Origin of the sequence: Lysinibacillus sp. NPDC093197 (assembly GCF_044754025.1) — a bacterium.
Taxonomy (GTDB): Bacteria; Bacillota; Bacilli; order Bacillales_A; family Planococcaceae; genus Lysinibacillus.
In genome coordinates this window covers 68,061-90,887 of sequence record NZ_JBIVOH010000006.1, presented here as the reverse complement: position 1 = coordinate 90,887, position 22,827 = coordinate 68,061, and the positions used below count along the sequence as shown (strand labels likewise).

Here is a 22,827-nt window from a genome sequence, read left to right as displayed (position 1 = left end):
AGAGAAGGTTGACCATGAAAATCGTCAAAAGTTTCGTGCAAATTGGCTATCTTTATATAGTGTTATTTATAGGAAATAGTATTGCGCGTTTACTTCACTTGCCGATTCCAGGTAGTATAATTGGGCTTGTTTTATTATTTTTACTATTACAGTTTCATCTTATTAAACTAGAATGGATCGAGTTAGGGGCAGGATTATTACTTAGTGAATTGTTATTGTTTTTCATTCCTTCAGCGATAGGCGTCATTGATTATGATGCGTTAATCGGTATACAAGGCATGAAAGTTGTAGTTGTTATTGTAGTAAGTGCATTCGTCGTGATGTTAGTGACGGGTTTTACTGCACAGTGGTTAGAGAGAAAGAAGGGTGACGCTGTATGAGTATAGTTATTGCTGTCATCAGTTTACTAGGAACCATTGCTATTTTTTATGCTTGCAAAGCATTCTATCAAAAGTTTCCTAAAGAATGGCTTACTCCGATATTGATTAGCCCATTAATTATTATTGTATTGTTACTATTAACCGATACATCTTATGCGTCATATAATGCAGGGGCAAATATTTTGTCCAATTTATTAGGGCCTGCAACAGTTGCATTCGCTGTACCGATTTATAAAAATTTTAATCTATTAAAAAAACATGCTTTTGAAATTATTTTTAGCATTGCTGTCGGGTCGGCTGTTGCAATTGCTTCATCATTTATCATTGCACGCGTTGTTGGACTAAATGATGAACTTGTTCATAGCTTAGTGCCACGTTCGGTCACTACTCCTATTGCGATGGATATTTCCAATATGATAGGAGGATCACCTACTCTTACAGCTGTTTTTGTAATGACAACTGGTATATTAGGTAGTTTGATTGCGCCAATCGTTATTCGAATATGTCGTTTCCAAAAGCCATCTGCAAGAGGCTTAATGCTTGGGATGGGTGCTCACGGCACTGGTACATCAAAAGCATTTGAATTAGGAGAACTAGAAGGTACCTTTGCTAGTTTAGCGATGATTGTAGCCGCCCTAATAAGTATTGTTTTATCAACAACATTTTTCCCAGTATTAGAACACCTAGTTATGAATATCCTGTTGCCTTAATGGCGACAGGATTTTTTCTTTTATAAGTGCCAGGCACACAAACAATTCTGAAATTTTCAGTAGGGTTATCCAAGTAAAAATCCACGAAGACTCCTGCGGGAACGCACAAAACGTAAGCCACAACAAACCACGCGACAGCGAGAGTTGTGGCTTACGTGTGTGCCCGCGGAAAGCGAAGTGGATTTTTACAATTTAGAAGCCGCCATTATGTAGGTATCCATGCTAAGTACCAGGCACTCAAACAATTTCCGTGCTAGTCAGACTCCTGTGTGCCCGCGAAAAGCGACCGCACGGAACAGAAATCACCTGCAGTATTTTTTCTTTGTCTATAGTCTGAGTTTACTTTATGAAATTATTTTGAATCTTTTTAAAAGCTATACCGTATACAATAGTACTAAGCAAAAGGGAGGAACAGACATGAGTGTGAAAAAGACACTAATGATGGTGGGACTTGGGATATTCGGCATTGTAGCACTTATCGCTGTATTTACTTCGTGGTACACAGTCGATGAATCGGAGCAAGCTGTTGTTATAACATTTGGTCGTGCTGATGAGATGGTCACAAATCCAGGCTTACATTTTAAATTACCTTGGCCCGTACAATCAGTTGAGATTTTATCGAGAGAAACATTCAGTTTACAGTTTGGTTATAAGCAAAATAAAGAAGGCGAATTGGAAGCCTTTGATGCAGAAACGAAAATGATTACAGGTGATGAATATATTGTTCTAACAGATCTTGTTGTTCAATGGAAAATTACAGATCCTCGTAAGTACTTATTTAATGCACAAAATCCAGAAGAAATTTTACATAGCGCTACATCAAGCGCGATTCGCTCCATAATTGGTAGTTCGACTATTGATGCTGCGCTAACAGATGGAAAAGCAGATATTGAAGCAAAAACAAGAGAATTACTTGTTTCACTCATAGACAAATATGATATTGGAATTGGTGTATTAGGTGTTAAATTGCAGGATGTAGAATTACCGAATGCAGAGGTACGTGCAGCATTTACAGCCGTAACAGACGCACGTGAGACAAAAAATACAAAAACGAATGAAGCTCAAAAATACAAAAACCAACGAATTAGTGAAGCGAATGGTGAAAAAGATGCGATTATTTCAAAAGCAAATGGTGCAAAAACAGCACGTATTGAACAAGCACATGGGGATGTAGCAGTTTTCAATAAAATGTATGAGCAATACAAAGGTAATCAACAAATTACACGCGAACGTTTAATTTTAGAAACTCTTGAAAATGTGTTACCTAAGGCACAAATTTATATTATGAACGATGATGGTAGTACGATGAAGTATTTACCACTACAGGCGTTACAACCAACTACACAACAACAAGCACCAACACAACAACAAGCACAAACAGAGCAACAATCAACGCCAGAGAAAAAAGAAGGGAGCGGTAATTAATGGACCAGAAAAATAAAGATCTTGAAAAATTTCTAAGTTTTTTATCGGGGAAATCAAAAAATACTGCTTCTAGTGATGGAGACAAGGTAATTAAGATGTCAAAAAAGGGCACATTAAATCCTAAAAAGTACATTTCTCTTGTTGTAACATTAACGATTGTTTTTGCTGTTGCGGTTATTCTCTTTGCTAATGTGTATATTGTAAAAGAATCTGAATATGCAGTAGTTCGACAGTTCGGTGAAGTTGTAAAGTTTGAACGTGATCCAGGCTTGAAAATGAAGGTGCCTTTTATTCAAACAGTGACAACACTTCCGAAAAATCAATTAACTTATAATATTTCAGAGGAAGAAATTAATACAAAGGATAAAAAACGTATCATAATTGATAACTATGCTGTGTGGCGTATTACAGATCCGAAAGCGCTTATCTCCAATGCTGGAACGCTAACGAAGGCGGAATCTAGGATGGCGGAGTTTATTTATTCGGTTATTCGAACAGAGCTTGGTCAACTAAGATACGATGAAATCATTAATGATGAAAACTCTTCACGAGGCAGTTTAAATGACCGTGTGACAGCACGTGTGAATGAACTATTACTAAACGATAAGTACGGTATTGAAGTAGTAGATGTGCGCATTCGTCGAACAGACTTGCCAGCAGAAAATGAGCAGTCTGTATTTACGCGTATGGTATCTGAACGTCAATCTACTGCACAGCTATATTTATCAGAAGGTGATGCGGATAAACGCCGTATTGAAGCACAAACAGATAGAGAAGTGCAAGAAATGCTAGCAACAGCCAACAAAGAAGCGGCATTGATTCAAGCGGAAGGAGAAGCGGAGGCAGCGAAAATTTACAATGGCTCATTTTCGAAAGATCCTGAATTTTATTCACTATACCGCACATTAGAATCATATAAGAAAACAGTTGGTGAAGATACGGTCATCATATTGCCTTCAACTTCACCATATGCAAAACTATTATCAGGCTATATAGAGTAATATTGTAATCCTTGCAGGGGTTTAATACATTAGTTGATGGTAGTGGAGTTGGTGACTCTTGCGGAAAGCACCCCCATAGTAGACATCAACTGTTAGCAAAAAAAGTGTTAGATTGACGGCCGTCATTCTAACACTTTTTCTCTTTTGTTCCGTTTAAAGTGCCTGGCACCAAAACAAAGAAAATAATGCAAACAAATAATTGGTGGTGTTATAGATTGCTATTTTCTGATAAAATGATGATGTTTAGAAATAACAAATGGGGGTATTAGCTGTGAAATTATATTTTAGCACGTGGCTCCAAAATTTAGGGATTGCTTGTAGTATTGCATCGCTTTTTACACTTTTCTTTCGTATAACTGATTTTGCATGGGTGACGAAAAGTGTTTATTATATTCCGGTATTTTTTGTAATTTTGTTTTTATTAGGTTTAGTCATTGCAGAGGATGTACGAAAAGTTTTCAAAAAAATGTTCTGGTACGAGAAACGTAAAGAAAAACGTCCAATATGGCAAGTTGGAATTGGCTTTATTTTCTTCTTATCACAAATCGGTGTGATTATGGTATTCAGTACAGGGCTAACACATTTAAAGCTAGGTGGAATGCCTTTATTTTTCGTTATTGCTTTTATGAATGCCTTCATTATGACAGTTATTTATGAGGAAATATTCCACCGTAAAGAAAGAGTTAATAATGTAAGTCAATAATAGTAGGTGAGTCGATTGCAATTTGCAATTGACTTTTTTTATGGATTTAGCAGAAAATACACATGAATTTTTTATCTGATATGCGTCCTATGATTGGTAAAAAGTTTACTTTCCCGATAAAGTAGAGGAAAGAGCATTTTCAAACATACGTTTTCGTTTTACAATTAAAAGAACGACGACTTCAGGAGGATAATAAAATGACTAAGGAAAAATTACTATTACTAGACGGTAATAGTTTAGCTTACCGTGCATTTTTTGCGTTGCCATTACTAACGAATGATAGCGGTATTCATACGAATGCTGTGTACGGCTTTACAACAATGTTGCAAAGAATTTTAGAGGAAGAGCAACCGACGAAGATGCTCGTTGCTTTTGATGCAGGTAAAACGACGTTCCGTCACGATACATTTACAGAATATAAAGGTGGCCGCCAAAAAACGCCACCAGAACTATCAGAGCAGTTTCCTTATATTCGTAAACTTATCGATGCTTATGGGATTAAGCGTTATGAACTTGAAATGTACGAAGCCGACGATATTATAGGAACATTAGCAAAAGAAGCTGCACAACAGGATATGGAAGTAATTATCGTGTCAGGAGATCGCGACCTTACACAGCTGGCAACAGAGAAGGTAACAGTGTACATTACGAAAAAAGGTATTACTGAAATTGAAAAAAATACGCCCGCATTTATTGAAGAAAAGTATGGCTTAACACCTCTTCAAATTATAGATATGAAGGGTCTCATGGGGGACGCTTCAGATAATATTCCTGGGGTACCTGGTGTTGGAGAAAAGACAGCTGTTAAATTGCTAAAAGAGCATGGTTCAGTTGAGGCACTATATGAAGCAATGGATACGCTAAAAGCTTCAAAGATGAAAGAAAAGCTAGTTGCAAATGAAGAACAGGCACTTATGAGTAAAAAGCTTGCTACAATTTTTACAGAGGCGCCAATTGAAGTAACTTTTAATGACCTTGCTTACAGTGGGCCAAATGAAGAAGAGTTAATTAGTGTGTGGCAAGAGCTTGGCTTCAAATCACTACTTGAAAAAAGTGATTTTTCTGTGGAAGAAGAACATCGTGCTCCATTTGACTTTGACATTATACAAGAGGTAAAGCCAGAGCAATTAAAGGATGTCATGGCGATACATTTAGAGTTAGAGGACGAGCATTATCATACATGTCAGCAGTTAGGTATCGCATTAACTGATGGTACTGATACGTTTTATGTGCCATTCGATGTGGTCTCTACATCAGATGAACTTCGTCGTTGGCTAGAGGATGCAACTAAAACTAAATATATTTCAGATACGAAGGCAGCTCAGGCAGCTTTGAAACGAGTAGGCATTCATTTAGCAGGTGTCGAGTTTGACCTATTGCTAGCTTCTTATATCAATAATCCGGCACTTAGCGGTGATGATGTGGCTACACTAGCAAAAGACCTTGGATATCGTGAAGTGCAAGCTAATGAGGCGGTCTATGGAAAAGGAGCAAAACGTGCTATTCCTGCTATCGAAATTTTAGCTGAACATGCCAGTCGAAAAGTGTTTGCTGTGTGGGAATTACAACCTAAGCTAGAGGCATTGCTAAAGGAAAATGAACAGTTTGACTTGTATAAAAACCTAGAACTACCATTGGCTTCGATTTTAAGCGAGATGGAAAGCGAAGGCATCACAGTGAATCGTTCAACACTTGAAACGATGGGGCAAGAGTTGAGTAATAAGATAGTCGTTATTGAGCAGGAAATTTATGCTGAAGCAGGAGAAGCGTTTAATATTAATTCACCAAAGCAGTTAGGCGTTATACTTTTCGATAAGCTTGGGTTGCCAGTCATTAAAAAAACGAAAACAGGTTATTCCACAGCGGCTGATGTGTTGGAAAAATTAAAGCCTGAACATGCCATTATCGAGCATATTTTATTGTACCGTCAGCTTGGTAAGTTACAATCTACTTACATTGAAGGTTTGCTAAAAGAAATTCATGAAGCGGACAGTAAAGTGCATACACGCTTCCAGCAAGCACTAACGTCAACGGGACGTCTAAGTTCAACAGATCCTAATCTACAAAATATTCCTATACGCTTAGAGGAAGGTCGTAAAATACGTCAGGCATTTGTGCCATCACAAGAAGATTGGATTCTTTTCTCGGCTGACTATTCACAAATCGAATTGCGTGTCTTAGCGCATATGTCTGAGGATAAAAACTTAGTGGAAGCTTTCCGCGAAGGCATGGATGTTCATACACGTACAGCTATGGATGTTTTCCATGTTACTGCAGAAGAAGTTGATAGCAATATGCGTAGGGCTGCTAAAGCAGTTAACTTTGGGATTGTTTATGGAATTAGTGACTATGGTTTATCACAAAATTTAGATATTACACGTAAGGAAGCAGCTATTTTTATTGAGAAATATTTTGCCAGCTTCCCAGGTGTTAAAAAATATATGGATGAAATTGTACAAGATGCGAAGTTTAATGGTTATGTCACAACGCTATTAAATCGCCGTCGTTATTTACCGGATATTACAAGTTCGAATTTCAATTTACGTAGTTTTGCGGAGCGTACAGCGATGAATACACCGATTCAAGGAAGTGCTGCAGACATTATTAAAAAAGCAATGATAGATATGGATGCACGCTTGAAAAAGGAAAACATGCAAGCAAAGCTTCTTCTACAGGTACACGATGAATTAATTTTTGAAGCACCTAGGGAAGAAATTGCATTACTAGAAAAAATCGTGCCAGAAGTAATGGAAAATGCCATTGAACTAAATGTTCCTTTGAAAGTGGACTTTGACTTTGGGGCAACATGGTACGATGCAAAGTAAGGAGGGGTTACAATGCCTGAATTACCAGAGGTAGAAGGTGTCGTAAAGGCATTAAAGCCAGAAATTGAAGGTCGCACAATAAAGCAGGTACAGCTTTCAGAAGTTATTCGCTTTTCTTATGATGAAGGAAAGCAATGTATAGTGAAGCAAGCTGAGCCGGATGCATTTGAGATGGCATTATCTCAAATGAAGATTACGAAAATTGAGCGTCGTGCAAAATATATATTTTTTCATTTGATGAAAGAGGAATTGTCCTATGTTTTGGTCAGTCATTTAGGCATGACAGGTGCATGGTTTATTGTGGACACTCCTGAAGATATCAATGAGGAAAAATTTAAAAAGCATATTCATGCGACTTTTCAAATGGCTGACGGCGGCTATTTAATATACTCTGATATTCGTCGTTTTGGTGAGCTGCGGTTTTTAACGAAAATAGAAGATCATGCACCACTAACAAAAATGGCGCCTGAACCGTTTGATGCGGCTGCGAGCGATTATTTTATAGCTAAATCATTGCTACCGAAATATGAGAAAAAGGCTGTTAAAGAAGTAATTATGGACGGACAAGTTATCTCGGGCTGTGGCAATATATATGCCACAGAGGCGCTGTTTGCACAAAAAATTCACCCTGCCCGCAAAATGAACCGCATAAGTGAAAAGCGTAAACGTGCACTTTTTGATGCAATTGTTGCCGTTCTGCGTCAAAGCATTGAAGCAGGAGGTTCGACAATTTCGGATTATCGAAATATTAACGGTGAAGCAGGGAGCATGCAAAACCGATTACAAATGTATGGAAAGAAAATATGCCCGGTGTGTGGTACAGAGACGAGTCAAATGACAATTGGTGGACGTACATCTGTATTTTGTCCAAATTGTCAACATTAAAGGGGAATTAATTATGATTATCGGACTAACAGGAAGTATTGCGAGTGGCAAAAGTACAGTCGCAAAAATGATGACAGCACTTGGTTTACCGATTGTCGATGCAGATGTTGTTGCACGTGATGTGGTAAAACCAGGAACGGAAACGTTAGCACTCATTGTTCAAAATTTTGGTGAAGATATTTTGCTTGATGACGGCAATCTAAATCGTCCAAAGCTTGGGGATATTATTTTCCATGAGCCTGCGAAACGAAAAATTTTAAATGATATTATGCATCCTGCTATTCGTCAGGAAATGCTCCATCAACGTGATGCATATTTAGAGGCAGGACAAAAATATGTCGTAATGGATATTCCATTACTGTTCGAAAGCAAATTGCAGCATTTTGTTGAGCGCATACTTGTAGTTTCAGTTAGCGAAGAGGTGCAGCTTCGACGATTAATGGAGCGCAATCAATTATCAAAAGAAGATGCGTTAGCACGCATGCATTCGCAGTTACCGATGTCTGTGAAAGAAAAAAGTGCACATGCTGTCATTTATAACAATGAAAATTTACAGCAAACAGAAGAGCAGTTAATTAAGATTCTTACTCATTGGGGCGTACTTTAGAAAAGTGCGGGGATAATAGTACTGTCAAAGGCATCAAGAAGTTTACTCTTGATGTCTCTTGTTATTTTTTTAGTCTTTTTAGAATTGAAATGTCATTCAACTACCCAATTGAACATCCTATTTGATCAAATCCCCTTTATAAAGATGTTTTTCATATTTGAATAATCGTTTTTTTAAGTTAGCAAAACACGATTTACGTTGTTTAGTTGATTGGAGCGGAGGGCAGGCGACTCCTGCGGGAACGCACAAAACGTAAGACGCAACAGACCGCGCGTAGCGAGGGTTGCGGCTTACGGTGTGCCCGCGGAAAGCGCCTGCCCAGAGCGGAAATCAACGGTAGTAGCCAAATGCATTCTTTTGCGCAGCGATAATTGCTGCGCATTTTTTTGCTTTTATGCGAAATAATAAGGATGAAGTACTGAATTTTTTCATTTCTAAAAAGGTTCTATTTTTCAGAAAATAAGAACTTTTTTATTATGGATATATAATGTTCATCTTTTTTGAAATTGTGTTATACTAATTAGCATAAAGCATCATAAAGTATATAATGAATATGAGTATGCACTCACAGGAGGATTTTATAATGACAGTCTCAGTTGCTATTAACGGTTTCGGACGTATCGGACGTATGGTATTCCGCCAAGCGATCGTACAGGAAGGTTTAAATATTGTTGCAATTAATGCAAGCTACCCAGCAGAAACGTTAGCACATTTGATTAAGTATGACACAAATCACGGAACATTCGAAGGTACGATTGAACCAGCGGGCGATGCTTTAATTGTAAATGGTAAACATGTCCAAATTATTAGCGAACGTGATCCATTAAAATTACCATGGGCTACAATGGGTGTAGATATTGTAATTGAAGCAACTGGTAAATTCAATGATCGTGAGAAAGCAGCTATGCATCTTGAAGCAGGCGCAAAAAAAGTTATCTTAACAGCACCAGGTAAAAACGAGGATGTTACAATTGTTTTAGGTGTAAACGATGAAAAGCTTGATGTTGAAAAACATGACGTAATTTCAAATGCTTCTTGTACAACAAACTGCTTAGCACCAGTAGCAAAAGTGTTAAATGATACATTTGGTATCGAAAGCGGTTTAATGACAACAGTTCACGCATATACAAATGACCAAAAAAACTTAGATAATCCACATAAAGATTTACGTCGTGCGCGCGGTTGTGCACAATCTATTATTCCAACTTCAACAGGTGCCGCAAAAGCATTAAAATTAGTGTTACCTGAATTGGAAGGTAAAATTCACGGTATGGCACTTCGTGTTCCAACACCAAATGTATCATTAGTTGACCTTGTTGTAGATTTAAATACTGATGTTACAGTAGATTCTGTAAATGCTGCATTTGTGAAAGCTGCAACTGAGGGGCCAATGAAAGGCATTTTAAACTTCTCAATCGAGCCGCTTGTATCTATTGATTACAACACAACAACTTTCTCATCAACAGTTGATGGTCTTTCCACAATGGTAATGGGAAATCGTAAAGTGAAAGTACTTGCTTGGTACGACAACGAGTGGGGCTATTCTGCACGTGTTGTAGACCTAGTGAAAAAAGTTGCAAAAGCATTAGAAACAGTTAGCGCTTAATGAAGTCATAGCACATTGAAATCTTAATGGTTTCAATGTGCTTTTTTTTATAAGCTTACTATTTGACTCTAAAGTGTAAAAATCCACTTCGCTTTCCGTGGGCACGATGTAAGTCGTCGTCTACTGCTGCTTACATTGCGTGCGTTCCGACAGTAGTGTGCATGAACTTTTTATTTGGGAACGGATTAGCAATTGCAAAAGCATTTTTTTGTTGTTTTCGTCTTATTCAAGACGCTTCTAGTACGTTGTTTGCTGAAAAGAAAATGAGGGAAAATGTACACTGTTCTAGGTCTGAAAGCATCTGCCATACTCCGGTTGGATGAATGAGCTTTTCTTACTTGTAGGAAATTTGTTATAATATAAATATCAAATTGTTGTGGAATCAGGAGAGTAAAAATATGAGATGTCCTTCTTGCCAATTTAACGGAACACGTGTAGTGGATTCGAGGCCAGTAGATGATAATAAAGAAATACGTAGACGTCGTGAATGTGAGTCGTGTGGCTTTCGTTTTACAACGTTTGAAAAAATTGAAGAGACACCGTTAGTCGTTGTGAAAAAAGAAGGCTCGCGGGAAGAATTTAGCCGCGAGAAGGTTTTGCGCGGTCTTATTCGTGCTTGTGAGAAACGTCCTGTCGCTCTAGATGTATTAGAGGCACTAGTAATGTCTATTGAAAAAGACCTTCGACGTATTGGAAATGCTGAAGTACGATCAGAGGATGTTGGAGAAATGGTGATGGACCGCTTAGCAAAAATCGATGAAGTTGCCTATGTTCGTTTTGCTTCGGTTTATCGTCAGTTTAAGGATATCAATGTTTTTATCGAGGAAATAAAAGAAATTATTCAACGTCAAACAGAGCAAAAATCATAGGAAAAACAGAGAGGGTGAATGACGTTGATTCATTTGTATAAAGAATTGCAACCAGCAGATACTTTTGACATTCGTCTACCTCATGCGCTTTCCACGATGGAACGTCAATTAGTAACGTTATTTTATCAACCACTAACTGGTGCTGAACCAATTAGTCTTTATTTAACGTTATGGGCTGAAGCAGAGCAAATGCCAAGACAGCAAATGAATCATTATTATTTAATGAATGTGCTCGGGCTGCCAATAGGCAAAGTGTTCGAAGCGCGTATTGCCCTTGAAGCAATCGGTTTATTGCGAACATGGAAAAAAGAAGAGCAAGAACAGCGATGCTTTGTATATGAGCTCATGCGCCCTCTTGATGCAGATAGCTTTATGAAAGATCCACTATTGTCTATGTTTTTGTTTAGTAAAATTGGAGAACAGGCGTATCGGAAGTTGCGCCAACGTTTTATTCAACCTGTAAGAGGTGCAGAATTTAAAGATGTATCACGTGCCTTTATGGATGTTTTTAAACCAGTCAACACCAATATACCTACAGACCTGCAAGGTGGGATTGAAAGCAAAGAAAATTCGCAAAAAGTTTATCCGTTTTATTTTGAGCAATTTGATTTTGAGTTGTTACAGGCAGGTTTATCTGACCAGTTAGTACCAGCAAATTTATTGACGCTTGAAGTGCGCGAAACAATTGCGAAACTAGCATTCTTATATCATTTAACTGCGTTGGATATGCAAAAAGTTGTTATTTTAGCACTTGATGATGATTTAGGTATTTCATTAGAACGTTTGCGAAAAGCAGCAGCTGATTTTTATAAACTCACAGTTTCTAAAGAGCCACCGAAGCTTGCAAAAGTATTTGCTTCCCCAGTAGAGGAAGATGCTGTTCAAAAAACGAAGGATGAGGAGTTGCAACATTATTTAGAATCAACACCTCCTGTCCAAGTGTTACGAGATATTAATAATGGGAAAGAACCATTGCAAACATCTGTCCAGCTAGCTGAGAGCTTAATCGTCCAACATGGTATGCCAGTAGGCGTAGTCAATGCACTCCTTGAGTATGTCATGCTCTCAACGGATATGAAGCTACCAAAGAAGTATGTAGAAACGATTGCCGACCATTGGGTACGAAAAAATATTAAGACGGCGAAGGAAGCAATGGAGCTTGCACGCCAAGAACATGATAAATATACAACGTGGAAAAATAAACCACAGACGCCGACTAAAAATAACCAATATGCTAAAGGTCGAGTAGACAATCAGCGTAAGGAAAAGGTGCCTGAGTGGTTTTATAAACGCAATGAGCAACCCGAAGAAAGCGCATCTTCTTCAAGCGCAATGGATTTTGAAAAAGAGCGTCAAAAAATATTAGCAATGCTAGGGAAAAGCGATAAGTAAGGTAGGTGAATGGCAATCGAACCAATTAACAAGCCATTAAAAAGAGCAATTAATGTACCATCATTTCAAGAGCGATATGAAGCGATGCGTAGAGAAATTTTAGAACACCCTAGAGTGCAAGCTTTTTTAGCAGAGCATGCTGAAGAGCTTAGCTATGATGCCGTCGAACGCAATTTACCAAAGCTTCATGAATTTATTAGTCAATCTACTGTTTGCTGTGGCTGCGATAATACAGCACATTGTACAAACTATTTAAAAGGTTTTATTCCAACATTACGTGTAGTACGCAATACGGTAGAAATTGATTACGTACGCTGTGAACAAAAGGTACGTGAGGATGAACGTCGTGATGTTGCTAATATGATTGCCAGTATGCATATGCCGAAAGATGTGCTTCAGGCGACAATCCAAGATTTAATGATTGATGATGAATCTCGTGTCCTTATTGCGCAAAGAGCGGCACAGTTTGTTAAGAAAACAGAGGAAACAGGGAAGCTTCCAACGAAAGGTTTTTATTTATATGGAAAGTTCGGTGTAGGAAAATCCTTTGTGCTTGGTGCACTTGCTAATGAACTAGCTTCAAAGAAGATTCGTTCAGTCGTTGTTTTCGTACCTGAATTTTTACGTGAAATGAAAAATGCTATCGGTGACAATACTTTAAATGACAAAATAGATTATGTGAAAAAGGCGCCAGTGTTAATGCTTGATGATTTAGGAGCGGAAACGATGTCAGCTTGGACGCGCGATGAAATCTTGGGTACTATTTTCCATTATCGAATGGCAGAGCAATTGCCAACATTCATTACTTCCAATTTTAATTATGATGAATTAGAACATCATTTAGCTCAGTCCCAAAAAGGAATTGAGGTTGTGAAAGCTGGACGTATTATGGAACGTATTAAAGCTTTAACAGAACCAATTGAAATGCGTGGCAAAAATCGACGTTTATAATATTGGCAGTTGCATTTTACGACAATCGAGCGTATACTGTCACATATACTATATATCACAATGCAATGATGAGGACATGAATTTTGTGTAACAGCTTTTAGAGAGGGAAGTCATCGGCTGTAAGCTTCCTAGTTTGGGCACATTTTTTACTACCTACTGAGCAGCGAAAGGGAATATCTTTCGCCGGTCCCTAGCCCGTTAGCTAGCCTTGAGCTTCGTCTGACTATTTTGTCGGAAGGAAGAAGGGTGGAACCACGAGCATACGCTTCGTCCCTTTTGTGAGGGACGGGGCTTTTTTGTTTTTCAGTAGTTTTTATTGCTCAAACTTACACTAAACATAAAGTCCATTGTTTCATCGTGCATCACAAAAACAACCAAATAAGGAGTGCAAAAAAATGTCAGATATGATTAAATTAACGTTCCCTGATGGCGCTGTAAAGGAATTTGCAAAAGGTACATCTACTGATGATGTAGCATTATCTATTAGCCCAGGACTTCGTAAAAAAGCATATGCAGGTAAAGTAAATGGGGAATTAGTAGATTTAAAAACACCAATTGAAGCAGATGCAACAATTGCAATTATTACGCAAGATGATGGGGAAGCATTAGAAATCCTTCGTCACTCAACTGCCCATCTTACAGCACAAGCGATTAAACGTTTATTCCCAGAAGTGAAGCTTGGCATTGGTCCAGTTATTGAAGGTGGCTTCTATTATGATATTGATGCACCAACACCAATCACTGCTGAAGACCTTCCAGCAATCGAAAAAGAAATGAAAAAAATTATCGCTGAAAATCTAGAAGTAGAGCGTAAAAATGTAAGCCGTGCAGAAGCACAAGCAATCTATGAAGAAATTGGCGATGAATACAAATTAGAATTACTTGAAGCGATTCCAGCTGATGAGCAAGTGTCTATTTACTATCAAGGTGAGTTTTTCGACCTTTGTCGTGGTATTCATGTACCATCAACAGGTAAACTACGTGAGTTTAAATTACTATCATTAGCAGGTGCTTATTGGAGAGGAAACTCTGATAACAAAATGCTTCAACGTATTTATGGTACTGCTTTCTTCAAAAAAGAAGAATTAAAGCATCACTTACAAATGTTAGAAGAAGCAAAAGAACGTGACCACCGTAAAATCGGTAAAGAATTGGAGTTATTCACAACTTCTCAAAAAGTTGGTCAAGGTTTACCACTTTGGTTACCAAATGGTGCAACAATCCGTCGTGTTATCGAACGCTATATTGTAGATAAAGAATTATCTCTTGGTTATAAACATGTATACACACCAGTACTTGGTTCAAAAGAGCTTTACCAAACTTCTGGTCACTGGGATCATTACCAAGATTCAATTTTCCCACCAATGGAAATGGACAATGAAACATTAATTATGCGTCCGATGAACTGTCCACACCATATGATGGTTTACAAAAATAGCATGCACTCATATCGTAACTTACCACTACGTATTGCTGAGCTTGGTACAATGCATCGTTATGAAATGTCTGGTGCTGTTTCAGGATTACAACGTGTACGTGGTATGACTTTAAACGATGCACATATTTTTGTTCGTCCAGATCAAATTAAAGCAGAGTTCCAAAAAGTTGTACAATTAATTTTAGAAGTATACAAAGACTTTGATTTAAAAGATTACTCATTCCGTCTTTCTTACCGTGACCCTGCGGATACAGAGAAATACTTTGATGATGATGCAATGTGGGAAAAAGCGCAAAGCATGTTAAAAGAAGCGATGGATGAGCTTGGCCTAGACTACTTCGAAGCTGAAGGTGAGGCTGCATTCTACGGTCCTAAACTTGACGTACAAGTAAAAACAGCGATCGGTAAAGAAGAGACATTATCAACTGTACAATTAGACTTCTTATTACCAGAACGCTTTGACTTAACATACGTAGGTGAAGACGGCAAACCACACCGTCCAGTTGTAATTCACCGTGGTGTTGTGTCAACAATGGAACGTTTTGTAGCATTCTTAATTGAAGAATACAAAGGTGCATTCCCAACTTGGTTAGCGCCAGTTCAAGTAGAGGTAATTCCTGTATCGAACGAAGCACACTTTGATTATGCAAAACAAATCGAAGAACAGTTGACAGCAGCAGGTTTACGTGTTGAAATGGATGACCGTGAAGAAAAACTTGGTTACAAAATCCGTGAAGCACAAATGAAAAAGATCCCTTACATGCTTGTTATTGGAGATAAAGAAGTTGAGGCAAACGGTGTTAACGTGCGTCGCTACGGCTCAAAAGATTCAGAAACAATTTCTTTCGAGGACTTCCTAGCGAATATTAAAGCTGAGGTTACACGTTTTTAATAGAACAAATGATTAGATATTGTTCTTTCGTTGTGCTATAGTACGTATAAAGTTTCATTGTATTGCACATAATAATGATAAGATTGTAAAAAACATATTTGACAATCTAAATTGTACATGCTAATATAATTAAGGTTAATGAATACAAAGTTTGTGGTTGAAGTAGAGGCTGCCCGCTTCTCACCTGATACAACGCTTAGGCTGTGAACAGGTATTACACGTTGAATTGTTTTGCGTACACTTACGCATGCACATATAGCGGGCGGACATCTTCAAAAATGTCCGTCCTTTTTTTATGGACATGACAAGAGGATGTACCGTTCAACCGGGCAAGGCTTTGCCCAAACCATGTATTCGCGACAACTACTTGGAGGTGGATTACTATTAGCAAAGACATGTATGTAAACGAAGGCATTCGCGCACGTGAACTTCGATTAATCGATCACAATGGTGACCAGCTTGGTGTAAAGACACGTAACGAAGCGCTAGAAATCGCCACTCGTGTAAACTTGGATCTTGTCCTTGTGGCCCCTCAAGCCAAGCCGCCAGTCGCTCGTATCATGGACTATGGTAAATTTAAGTTTGAACAGCAAAAGAAAGACCGCGAAATTCGTAAAAATCAAAAAGTCATCGTGATGAAAGAGGTTCGTTTGAGCCCAACAATCGATGAACATGATTTCCAAACAAAGCTACGTAATGCGATTAAATTCCTTGAAAAAGGTGATAAAGTTAAATGTAGCTTACGTTTCAAAGGTCGTGCGATTACACACAAAGATATTGGTCAGCGTGTATTAGATCGATTTGCTGAAGCTTGTGCTGAAGTATCTACGGTTGAACAAAAACCGAAGATGGAAGGCCGAAGCATGTTCTTAGTTCTTCAACCAAAGAACGAGAAATAGTATTAGACGAAACAGTTTAGGAGGAATTCGACATGCCAAAAATGAAAACTCACCGTGGAGCTGCGAAACGTTTCAAAAAAACGGGTTCAGGTAAATTAAAATATGACCGTGCTTATGGAAGCCACTTATTCGCAAACAAATCTACAAAACAAAAACGTCACCTACGTAAAGGTAAAGTTGTATCATCAGGTGACTTCAAACGCATCAAATCATTACTTGTTTACATGAAATGATTGACTACACAAAATAAACTAATATTCATTTTTTAATGAAAAGCAGGAGGTAATTCATATGCCACGCGTAAAAGGCGGAACAGTGACGCGCAAACGTCGTAAAAAAGTATTGAAATTAGCTAAAGGTTACTATGGTTCTAAACATACATTATATAAAGTTGCTAACCAAGCAGTAATGAAATCAGGTCAATATGCATACCGTGACCGTCGTCAGAAAAAACGTGATTTCCGTAAATTATGGATCACTCGTATCAACGCAGCTGCTCGCATGAACGGTCTTTCATACAGCCGTTTAATGCACGGTTTAAAAGTTGCTGGTATCGAAGTTAACCGTAAAATGTTAGCTGACTTAGCTGTAACAGATGCTGCAGCATTCACACAATTAGCAGAAGCTGCTAAAAAAGCAGTAGCTAAATAAAAAAGAGCGACATTAGTCGCTCTTTTTTATTTCTGCCCCGAAAGCGAAGCGGCAGGGGCAAAATAAAGTTATTTCTGTCCCGAAGGGAAGCGGCAGGAGAAAAATAAAGTTTCTGCCCCGAAAGGGAAGCGACAGGGGCAAAATAAAGTTTCAGCCCGGAAAGCGAAGCGACAGGGGTAAATAAATTAGTGTATAGTTAAGACTGATGGGGGTTATTTCATCAGTCTTTTTACATAGGAGGTTGTTTTAATGGCTCAAGCATTACTTGCCTATATGGCAATTGTTTCAGTCGTATTGCTCGTCATGATGGGCATGGATAAATCACGCGCAAAAAAGCATGAATGGCGCATTGCAGAGCGTACGTTATTTACACTAGCTATTGCAGGTGGGGCAGTTGGTGGCGTGTTAGGCATGTATTTATTTCGTCATAAAACACGCCATAACAGCTTTGCGTTTGGCTTCCCATTGATTGCGGCTATTCAAATTTTTATTATTGTGCAATTATGGGGCAGCTCTTTATAGAAATTGTGTGAGTGACTGGCACTTCCGCGGGCACTTTTTGCGTTAAAAAACACATCCTCATGTGGAGGATGTGTTACGCATAAGTTGTTCAATGGGTTGCTTCCAGTTAATTTTAGCGTTAGGGTAGTTAAATAGGATTTCTTGCTGAAGATATTCGAAGTCACTCCTAGTAAACCCTTGTAAAGTTGCGGCATCACGAGCACCAACAAAAATGGTAACGACCTCAAATGCATCTTCTGTTGTGCCTAAGTATTTTTCACCTTCAAAAAGCGCACCTTTAAAAGAAATAAAGAAATTCTTTCGAACATTTTTTACGTCATCATAAAAGTAATATTGGCCTTTTTCATAGGCTTCATCGAGTTTTCGTTTAGGATCGGTTATATATCGAATCGCTTTATAGAATACATAGATAATAAGCGCTATCACAGCAAGTCGAATAAGTAACGGTAACATTTTAAAATTCCCCCTTGAAGAAAGGTTATTCCTACCTATACGATTAGGGGAGACAATTAGTTTCACTTTTTAAAAATATTTTTTAGAAATTTAGGAGAAAAAAATGAATTTACAACAATTATTTTCGATGCAAAAAGAACTAGATCATTTTATTGAAACGACACAAAAAATTGAACGTGATGTTTTTAAAGAAAAGGGCCTCGCATTAATGGTAGAACTGGCAGAACTTGCAAATGAAACACGCTGCTTTAAGTTTTGGAGTACGAAAGGGCCGTCCGAGCGTGATGTGATTTTAGAGGAGTATGTGGATTCTATTCATTTTATTTTATCGCTAGGACTATTAAAAGGGTATACGTCTATTGAAAAATGGCCTGTTGTTGAGGAGAAGCGAGATTTAACAGAAACATTTTTAATGACACAGGATTATATATTAACATTTGTTAACGATCCAACAGAGGATAGATATTTAGCGATATGGCAATGCTATGGTTTACTTGCGTATAACCTCGGTTTCACATTTGAGGATGTCGTGTCAGCATACATTGAAAAAAATGAAGAAAATTATAATCGTCAACGTAGTGGCTATTAATTTACTAGACTAAAGAGTAAAAAAAACACCAATTTTCAGACAAATTCACTAGGAATATTTCGGTAAACGAAGTATAATAGATGAGATACAAAATGTAGGAGGCAAAAGGATGACACAACTAGATTCAACTTTGCAAATGTTTAAAGATTTAACAGACGCGAATGGGATTGCAGGTAACGAGCGTGCACCACGCGAGGTAATGAAAAAATACATCGCACCATACGCAGATACTGTAGAAACAGATCATTTAGGTAGTGTAATTGCTAAAAAAGTGGGCGATGAAAACGGCCCAAAAATTATGGTTGCTGGCCATTTAGACGAAGTAGGCTTTATGGTGACACAAATCGATGAAAAAGGATTCATCAAATTCCAAACAGTTGGTGGCTGGTGGAGCCAAGTAATGCTTGCACAACGCGTAACAATTACAACACGTAAAGGTGAAGAAATTATTGGGGTAATCGGTTCTAAACCACCTCATATTTTACCAGCTGATGTGCGTAACAAAGTGGTAGACATTAAAGACATGTTTATCGATGTTGGCGCAGCTTCAAAAGAAGAAGTACTTGAGTGGGGAGTATGCCCTGGTGACATGGTAACACCTTATTTCGAATTCAATGTAATGAAAAATGACAAATACTTATTAGCTAAAGCATGGGATAACCGTATTGGCTGTGCAATTGCAATTGATGTCATGAAGGCATTGAAAGATGAAAAACATCCAAATATCCTATATTCTGTAGGGAACGTACAAGAAGAAGTAGGTCTTCGTGGTGCGAAAACAGCCACACATAAAATTCAACCAGATATCGGTTTTGCAGTTGATGTAGGTGTGGCAGGAGATACTCCAGGTGTAACACCGAAAGAGTCAAACAGCAAAATGGGTGCAGGTCCACAAATCGTTGTTTACGATGCTTCAATGGTATCACACCGTGGTTTACGTGAATTTGTTTTAGATGTGGCTGATGAAAACAATATCCCATATCAATTTGAAGCAATGGCTGGTGGCGGTACAGACGCTGGTTCAATCCATGTAACTGCAAATGGTGTGCCTGCTTTATCAATCGGTATTGCAACACGCTATATCCACTCACACGCAGGTATTTTACACCGTGATGACTACGATAACGCTGTTAAGCTAATGGTTGAAGTTATTAAAAAATTAGACCGCGATGCAGTAAACAAAATTACATTTGATTAATTGTTACAATAAACAAAAAAGCCTTCTAACTAAAATGTTAGAAGGCTTTTTTTTATGCTTATATCTGAGTAAGTTTGCGTTGTACACTAGCGGTAAAATTGATCAAAACATTAAAGGTTAACTAGATTAACAATAATATTTTGGTGAAATTCAATGTTTTTTTATTGTGAAACGATAAATTTTAGTTTAAAATCAAATTGAAAATAAACCAATGAGGTGTTTTTATGAAAATAGCAACAACTTTGTTTTTAAAAATAGCGGTGATTCTTATGGCCATTCCAGTTCTAGTATTGTGTATTTTTCTTGTGCCTGAATTAGGAGAGCTTGCAGCAAAACTGCTCCCATCGTTTTCAGCAATAAAATATATCGTTTCGATTATTTTTTATGCTTCTTCGATTCCATTTTACTTTGCTTTATATCAAGCTTTTCAACTTTTACGCAACATCGATCAAAATAAAGCATTTTCGGAATTATCCGTTAAGTCATTAAAGAAAATCAAATACTGTGCCATTACAATTAGCAGTTTACATGTGCTAGCTTTGCCACTCTTTTACCTATTTGCAGAGATGGACGACGCACCGGGTGTAATATTTGTTGGATTGCTTGTACCTTTCGCATCTATGGTCATTGCTGTATTTGCGGCGGTACTTCAAAAACTATTACAAGAAGCGATTGATATAAAATCAGAAAACGACCTAGTAGTTTGAGAAGATTGATAGTTGGAGGTGTTTGATGAAACGAGGTGCAACGATATTTTTAAAAGGAGTGATTCTCCTTATAGGAATCGTGACGTTAACTTTATATTTATTTTGTGTGCCTGATATAGCTAGTAGTGATGTAAAAATGAATCCAGGTTCTGCTTATTTACAATATCCTTTTTTACTAGCTGCCTATGCATTGGCTCTCCCATTTTTTATTGCGTTATATCAAGCATTTAAGCTTTTAATTTACATTGATAAAAATAATACCTTTTCGCAATTATCAGTGGGGGCATTAAAGGTTATTAAGTTCTGTGCAATCATCATCAGTGCATTTATTGTAGGTGGAACCTTTTTTGTTGCGGTATTTCTTGATGGAGACAGAGCTGGTATTATGGCATTAGGGTTATATTTTACTTTTGCTTCAAGTGTCATTGCAACCTTTGCTGGTGTTCTCCAACATCTTGTTAAAGAAGTCGTAGATATAATATCTGAAAATGAGTTAATAGTGTGAGGTTGAGGATATGGCAATTATAATTAACATCGATGTGATGTTAGCAAAACGAAAAATGAGCGTAACGGAACTTTCGGATAGGGTTGGCATAACGATGGCTAATCTTTCTATCTTAAAAAATGGAAAAGCAAAAGCGATTCGCTTATCTACTTTAGAGTCGATTTGTAAGGCACTAGAATGTCAGCCAGGAGATATTTTAGAATACCGAAGTGATGAAACTACGCTAGATTAATAAAGGAAACATTAAATTAGCAGTAAATGCTAGCATATTTTTAAATGGAGCTTGCCTACGGGTAGGCTCTTTTTTATAGTGCTTTACATAAGTTTGCAGGATGGACTGGAATCGTTTAGGAGCTTCATTATTCGTTAGCCGATATGCTCTTCGATTGTAGAAAATGCATAAATATTCAAACGGACGCATTTTTGTCACAAACAACATATGAATTCTAACTTTTGAAAATAAACATAAAAATTCAGTTGATTTTATATTTATGCATGTGTATACTAAACTCAACAGTTACAAAAGCAAGGAGAGAAGGCTATGAAATTACTAGAAGAAGTACAGTTAAAGTTAGTATCAAGCTTAAAAGGAAAAGACTTACTAACTTTGCTAGACTATACAAGTGAAGAGGTTCAGCAATTAGTTGCACTTTCGACGCAACTTAAAATGATTACAAAAGAAGGCAAATGTCCGAAGCTGCTTGAAGGAAAAACACTCGGCATGATTTTTGAAAAACATTCAACTCGTACTCGTATTTCATTTGAAGTGGGAATGGAACAATTGGGCGGTAAAGGTATGTTTATGCATGCGCGTGATTTACAAATTGGTCGCGGTGAATCAATATATGATACTGCACATGTGTTATCAGGTTATTTAGATGGAATTATGATTCGTGCAAACTCTCATGCGATGGTTAAAGAGCTTGCAGAGCATGCAACGATTCCTGTAATTAATGGCTTAACGGATATATATCATCCTTGCCAAGCATTAGCTGATTTAGAAACAATCGCTGAAATTAAAGGTGAATTACAAGGTCTTAAAATTGCATATGTTGGTGATGGCAATAACGTGGCGCACTCTTTAGTAGTCGCTTCTGCACACGTCGGTATGAACGTCGCAGTAGCAACGCCTGTTGGCTATGAATGTGATGCAGAGGTTATCGCAAAAGCACAAGCTATCGCAATGGCAAATGGCAGTACAATTACAATTACGAATGATCCAGTAGCAGCAGTTCAAAATGCAGATGTAGTGTATGCAGATGTTTGGACATCAATGGGCCAAGAAGAGGAAGCGGCGAAACGTTTACACGATTTTGCTGGTTATCAAATTAATGATGAGCTAGTGGCACATGCAAAGCCAAATTATATGTTCCTACATTGCTTACCAGCACATCGTGAAGAGGAAGTGGCAACATCTGTTATAGATGGCCCGAATTCTTATATTTTTGAGCAAGCAGAAAATAGACTCCATGCTCAAAAAGCTGTTTTAGCTTCAATTATGGCTTAAAAAAAGGATATGATAGTTGACTCTCTAATTGAGAGTTCCTATATACAAAGTTCACATTCGCAACAGAGGGTGTTAATGTGAGCAACATACTAGTGGCATACAGACAGAGGGA

At 37.8% G+C, this 22,827-nt stretch carries 24 protein-coding genes; 23 read left to right on the top strand and 1 reads right to left on the bottom strand.

Annotated features, from left to right (window positions below):
* Positions 1 to 14: 14 nt before the first annotated feature.
* The 17 genes from ACIP9G_RS16140 (at position 15) to ACIP9G_RS16060 (ending at position 17,756) form a co-directional block, all read left to right on the top strand.
* Entirely contained in the window at positions 15 to 380 is a 366-nt protein-coding gene (locus ACIP9G_RS16140) for a CidA/LrgA family holin-like protein (RefSeq protein ID WP_401020680.1), read from the top strand.
* Positions 377 to 1,090: an LrgB family protein gene (locus ACIP9G_RS16135; RefSeq protein ID WP_340823087.1), complete on the top strand. Its 714-nt coding sequence runs from the start codon at positions 377 to 379 to the stop codon at positions 1,088 to 1,090. Before ACIP9G_RS16140 ends, ACIP9G_RS16135 begins: the two co-directional genes overlap by 4 nt.
* A gap of 417 nt (positions 1,091 to 1,507) precedes the next feature.
* The gene (hflK, locus tag ACIP9G_RS16130; protein WP_401020678.1) at positions 1,508 to 2,515 is read left to right on the top strand and encodes an FtsH protease activity modulator HflK; all 1,008 of its coding nucleotides are present in this window, start codon (positions 1,508 to 1,510) and stop codon (positions 2,513 to 2,515) included.
* Complete coding sequence (gene hflC / locus ACIP9G_RS16125) at positions 2,515 to 3,516, top strand: protease modulator HflC (RefSeq protein ID WP_401020675.1); 1,002 nt, start codon at positions 2,515 to 2,517, stop codon at positions 3,514 to 3,516. The genes hflK and hflC overlap by 1 nt, the downstream gene beginning before the upstream one ends.
* 271 nt (positions 3,517 to 3,787) lie before the next feature.
* Positions 3,788 to 4,219, top strand: coding sequence for a DNA polymerase I (locus ACIP9G_RS16120; RefSeq protein WP_401020673.1), 432 nt, complete (start codon positions 3,788 to 3,790; stop codon positions 4,217 to 4,219).
* A gap of 197 nt (positions 4,220 to 4,416) precedes the next feature.
* Entirely contained in the window at positions 4,417 to 7,044 is a 2,628-nt protein-coding gene (gene polA, locus ACIP9G_RS16115) for a DNA polymerase I (protein WP_401020671.1), read from the top strand.
* A 12-nt stretch (positions 7,045 to 7,056) separates the two neighbouring features.
* Positions 7,057 to 7,929, top strand: a complete 873-nt coding sequence (gene mutM / locus ACIP9G_RS16110) for a bifunctional DNA-formamidopyrimidine glycosylase/DNA-(apurinic or apyrimidinic site) lyase (RefSeq protein ID WP_401020669.1) — start codon at positions 7,057 to 7,059, stop codon at positions 7,927 to 7,929.
* 13 nt (positions 7,930 to 7,942) lie between these two features.
* Complete coding sequence (coaE, locus tag ACIP9G_RS16105) at positions 7,943 to 8,536, top strand: dephospho-CoA kinase (RefSeq protein ID WP_401020667.1); 594 nt, start codon at positions 7,943 to 7,945, stop codon at positions 8,534 to 8,536.
* Between the two features lie 583 nt (positions 8,537 to 9,119).
* Complete coding sequence (locus ACIP9G_RS16100) at positions 9,120 to 10,142, top strand: glyceraldehyde-3-phosphate dehydrogenase (protein ID WP_340823097.1); 1,023 nt, start codon at positions 9,120 to 9,122, stop codon at positions 10,140 to 10,142.
* Between the two features lie 398 nt (positions 10,143 to 10,540).
* On the top strand, positions 10,541 to 11,011 hold the full coding sequence (nrdR, locus tag ACIP9G_RS16095) for a transcriptional regulator NrdR (protein WP_172772392.1): 471 nt from the start codon (positions 10,541 to 10,543) through the stop codon (positions 11,009 to 11,011).
* Positions 11,012 to 11,029: 18 nt separating this feature from the next.
* Entirely contained in the window at positions 11,030 to 12,403 is a 1,374-nt protein-coding gene (locus ACIP9G_RS16090) for a replication initiation and membrane attachment family protein (RefSeq protein WP_401020665.1), read from the top strand.
* Positions 12,404 to 12,418: 15 nt separating this feature from the next.
* Complete coding sequence (gene dnaI, locus ACIP9G_RS16085; RefSeq protein WP_340826441.1) at positions 12,419 to 13,354, top strand: primosomal protein DnaI; 936 nt, start codon at positions 12,419 to 12,421, stop codon at positions 13,352 to 13,354.
* Between the two features lie 395 nt (positions 13,355 to 13,749).
* Positions 13,750 to 15,684, top strand: coding sequence for a threonine--tRNA ligase (thrS, locus tag ACIP9G_RS16080; RefSeq protein ID WP_401020664.1), 1,935 nt, complete (start codon positions 13,750 to 13,752; stop codon positions 15,682 to 15,684).
* Between the two features lie 395 nt (positions 15,685 to 16,079).
* The gene (infC, locus tag ACIP9G_RS16075; protein ID WP_024363824.1) at positions 16,080 to 16,583 is read left to right on the top strand and encodes a translation initiation factor IF-3; all 504 of its coding nucleotides are present in this window, start codon (positions 16,080 to 16,082) and stop codon (positions 16,581 to 16,583) included.
* A 32-nt stretch (positions 16,584 to 16,615) separates the two neighbouring features.
* Positions 16,616 to 16,816, top strand: coding sequence for a 50S ribosomal protein L35 (gene rpmI, locus ACIP9G_RS16070; protein WP_024363825.1), 201 nt, complete (start codon positions 16,616 to 16,618; stop codon positions 16,814 to 16,816).
* A gap of 58 nt (positions 16,817 to 16,874) precedes the next feature.
* Positions 16,875 to 17,234, top strand: a complete 360-nt coding sequence (gene rplT, locus ACIP9G_RS16065; RefSeq protein ID WP_024363826.1) for a 50S ribosomal protein L20 — start codon at positions 16,875 to 16,877, stop codon at positions 17,232 to 17,234.
* Positions 17,235 to 17,483: 249 nt separating this feature from the next.
* Positions 17,484 to 17,756: a DUF1294 domain-containing protein gene (locus ACIP9G_RS16060; RefSeq protein WP_340823103.1), complete on the top strand. Its 273-nt coding sequence runs from the start codon at positions 17,484 to 17,486 to the stop codon at positions 17,754 to 17,756.
* Positions 17,757 to 17,813: 57 nt separating this feature from the next.
* Here ACIP9G_RS16060 and ACIP9G_RS16055 read toward each other — a convergent pair whose 3' ends face one another.
* Positions 17,814 to 18,209 carry a sigma-w pathway protein ysdB gene (locus ACIP9G_RS16055; protein WP_172772388.1) on the bottom strand — a complete coding sequence of 132 codons (396 nt, stop codon included), beginning with the start codon at positions 18,207 to 18,209 and terminating at the stop codon, positions 17,814 to 17,816.
* 103 nt (positions 18,210 to 18,312) lie between these two features.
* Between ACIP9G_RS16055 and ACIP9G_RS16050 the strand changes: the two genes are divergently transcribed.
* From ACIP9G_RS16050 to argF, 6 genes are all read left to right on the top strand, one after another.
* Positions 18,313 to 18,798 carry a dUTP diphosphatase gene (locus tag ACIP9G_RS16050; protein WP_401020662.1) on the top strand — a complete coding sequence of 162 codons (486 nt, stop codon included), beginning with the start codon at positions 18,313 to 18,315 and terminating at the stop codon, positions 18,796 to 18,798.
* A 109-nt stretch (positions 18,799 to 18,907) separates the two neighbouring features.
* Positions 18,908 to 19,996, top strand: a complete 1,089-nt coding sequence (locus tag ACIP9G_RS16045) for a M42 family metallopeptidase (RefSeq protein ID WP_340823105.1) — start codon at positions 18,908 to 18,910, stop codon at positions 19,994 to 19,996.
* A gap of 224 nt (positions 19,997 to 20,220) precedes the next feature.
* Entirely contained in the window at positions 20,221 to 20,703 is a 483-nt protein-coding gene (locus ACIP9G_RS16040; RefSeq protein WP_401020660.1) for a DUF2975 domain-containing protein, read from the top strand.
* A gap of 25 nt (positions 20,704 to 20,728) precedes the next feature.
* Positions 20,729 to 21,208: a DUF2975 domain-containing protein gene (locus ACIP9G_RS16035; RefSeq protein ID WP_401020657.1), complete on the top strand. Its 480-nt coding sequence runs from the start codon at positions 20,729 to 20,731 to the stop codon at positions 21,206 to 21,208.
* Positions 21,209 to 21,218: 10 nt separating this feature from the next.
* The gene (locus ACIP9G_RS16030) at positions 21,219 to 21,440 is read left to right on the top strand and encodes a helix-turn-helix domain-containing protein (protein WP_340823111.1); all 222 of its coding nucleotides are present in this window, start codon (positions 21,219 to 21,221) and stop codon (positions 21,438 to 21,440) included.
* Positions 21,441 to 21,749: 309 nt separating this feature from the next.
* Positions 21,750 to 22,715, top strand: a complete 966-nt coding sequence (gene argF / locus ACIP9G_RS16025) for an ornithine carbamoyltransferase (RefSeq protein WP_401020656.1) — start codon at positions 21,750 to 21,752, stop codon at positions 22,713 to 22,715.
* Positions 22,716 to 22,827: the final 112 nt, after the last annotated feature.

What these genes read in the sequence shown, in the direction of transcription:
- ACIP9G_RS16140 (WP_401020680.1), top strand. Translation starts at nt 15, where the DNA reads ATGAAAATCGTCAAAAGTTTCGTGCAAATTGGCTATCTTTATATAGTG.
- ACIP9G_RS16135 (WP_340823087.1), top strand. Translation starts at nt 377, where the DNA reads ATGAGTATAGTTATTGCTGTCATCAGTTTACTAGGAACCATTGCTATT.
- hflK (WP_401020678.1), top strand. Translation starts at nt 1,508, where the DNA reads ATGAGTGTGAAAAAGACACTAATGATGGTGGGACTTGGGATATTCGGC.
- hflC (WP_401020675.1), top strand. Translation starts at nt 2,515, where the DNA reads ATGGACCAGAAAAATAAAGATCTTGAAAAATTTCTAAGTTTTTTATCG.
- polA (WP_401020671.1), top strand. Translation starts at nt 4,417, where the DNA reads ATGACTAAGGAAAAATTACTATTACTAGACGGTAATAGTTTAGCTTAC.
- mutM (WP_401020669.1), top strand. Translation starts at nt 7,057, where the DNA reads ATGCCTGAATTACCAGAGGTAGAAGGTGTCGTAAAGGCATTAAAGCCA.
- coaE (WP_401020667.1), top strand. Translation starts at nt 7,943, where the DNA reads ATGATTATCGGACTAACAGGAAGTATTGCGAGTGGCAAAAGTACAGTC.
- ACIP9G_RS16100 (WP_340823097.1), top strand. Translation starts at nt 9,120, where the DNA reads ATGACAGTCTCAGTTGCTATTAACGGTTTCGGACGTATCGGACGTATG.
- nrdR (WP_172772392.1), top strand. Translation starts at nt 10,541, where the DNA reads ATGAGATGTCCTTCTTGCCAATTTAACGGAACACGTGTAGTGGATTCG.
- ACIP9G_RS16090 (WP_401020665.1), top strand. Translation starts at nt 11,030, where the DNA reads ATGACGTTGATTCATTTGTATAAAGAATTGCAACCAGCAGATACTTTT.
- thrS (WP_401020664.1), top strand. Translation starts at nt 13,750, where the DNA reads ATGTCAGATATGATTAAATTAACGTTCCCTGATGGCGCTGTAAAGGAA.
- infC (WP_024363824.1), top strand. Translation starts at nt 16,080, where the DNA reads ATGTATGTAAACGAAGGCATTCGCGCACGTGAACTTCGATTAATCGAT.
- rpmI (WP_024363825.1), top strand. Translation starts at nt 16,616, where the DNA reads ATGCCAAAAATGAAAACTCACCGTGGAGCTGCGAAACGTTTCAAAAAA.
- rplT (WP_024363826.1), top strand. Translation starts at nt 16,875, where the DNA reads ATGCCACGCGTAAAAGGCGGAACAGTGACGCGCAAACGTCGTAAAAAA.
- ACIP9G_RS16060 (WP_340823103.1), top strand. Translation starts at nt 17,484, where the DNA reads ATGGCTCAAGCATTACTTGCCTATATGGCAATTGTTTCAGTCGTATTG.
- ACIP9G_RS16055 (WP_172772388.1), bottom strand. Translation starts at nt 18,209, where the DNA reads ATGTTACCGTTACTTATTCGACTTGCTGTGATAGCGCTTATTATCTAT.
- ACIP9G_RS16050 (WP_401020662.1), top strand. Translation starts at nt 18,313, where the DNA reads ATGAATTTACAACAATTATTTTCGATGCAAAAAGAACTAGATCATTTT.
- ACIP9G_RS16045 (WP_340823105.1), top strand. Translation starts at nt 18,908, where the DNA reads ATGACACAACTAGATTCAACTTTGCAAATGTTTAAAGATTTAACAGAC.
- ACIP9G_RS16040 (WP_401020660.1), top strand. Translation starts at nt 20,221, where the DNA reads ATGAAAATAGCAACAACTTTGTTTTTAAAAATAGCGGTGATTCTTATG.
- ACIP9G_RS16035 (WP_401020657.1), top strand. Translation starts at nt 20,729, where the DNA reads ATGAAACGAGGTGCAACGATATTTTTAAAAGGAGTGATTCTCCTTATA.
- ACIP9G_RS16030 (WP_340823111.1), top strand. Translation starts at nt 21,219, where the DNA reads ATGGCAATTATAATTAACATCGATGTGATGTTAGCAAAACGAAAAATG.
- argF (WP_401020656.1), top strand. Translation starts at nt 21,750, where the DNA reads ATGAAATTACTAGAAGAAGTACAGTTAAAGTTAGTATCAAGCTTAAAA.